Origin of the sequence: Pseudorhizobium marinum, from assembly GCF_000705355.1 — a bacterium.
GTDB classification, from domain to species: Bacteria; Pseudomonadota; Alphaproteobacteria; order Rhizobiales; family Rhizobiaceae; genus Neorhizobium; species Neorhizobium pelagicum.
The window spans coordinates 1-526 of sequence record NZ_JMQK01000078.1; the positions used below are offsets into that span (position 1 = coordinate 1).

Consider the following 526-nt stretch of genomic DNA (forward strand, 5'->3'; position numbering starts at 1 on the left):
GAAATCGCCATCAAGGCCATACCGGATGATCCGCGTGTATGGGTGCCGCAGGCCCCCGACGTCTTCTTCCGGCCGATGTTTCTCAACACTTTGACGGGGCAGTGGTGCAACCTGCTGAAGGTCACCCGCTCGGGCATCCTGTCCCGACACGTGCACCCCGCCCCGGTCTTCGGCATGGTGATGAAGGGCAAATGGCACTACTTCGAGCACGACTGGGTGGCCGAGGAAGGCTCCTTCGTGTTCGAGCCGCCCGGCGAGATCCATACGCTGAATGTCCCCGAAGACTGCGACGAGATGATCACCTTCTTCAACATCTCGGGCTGCATGGTCTATCTCGACAAGGACAACAAGCAGATCGGATACGAGGACGTCTTCACCAAGATCGACATGTGCCGTGCCCACTATGAAGAGGTCGGATTGGGGGCAGACTATGTCGATCAGTTCATCCGCTGACACCGCCGACTGGGCCCGTGGCTGGATGAAAGGCTGCACGGTCCTCGTCACCGGGGGAACGGGGGGAATCGGC

At 60.3% G+C, this 526-nt stretch carries 1 protein-coding gene; it reads left to right on the forward strand.

Features of this window, described 5'->3' with window-relative positions:
• Positions 1 to 3 precede the first annotated feature (3 nt).
• Complete coding sequence (locus EO99_RS0125460) at positions 4 to 453, forward strand: 2,4'-dihydroxyacetophenone dioxygenase family protein (protein ID WP_037113192.1); 450 nt, start codon at positions 4 to 6, stop codon at positions 451 to 453.
• Positions 454 to 526 lie beyond the last annotated feature (73 nt).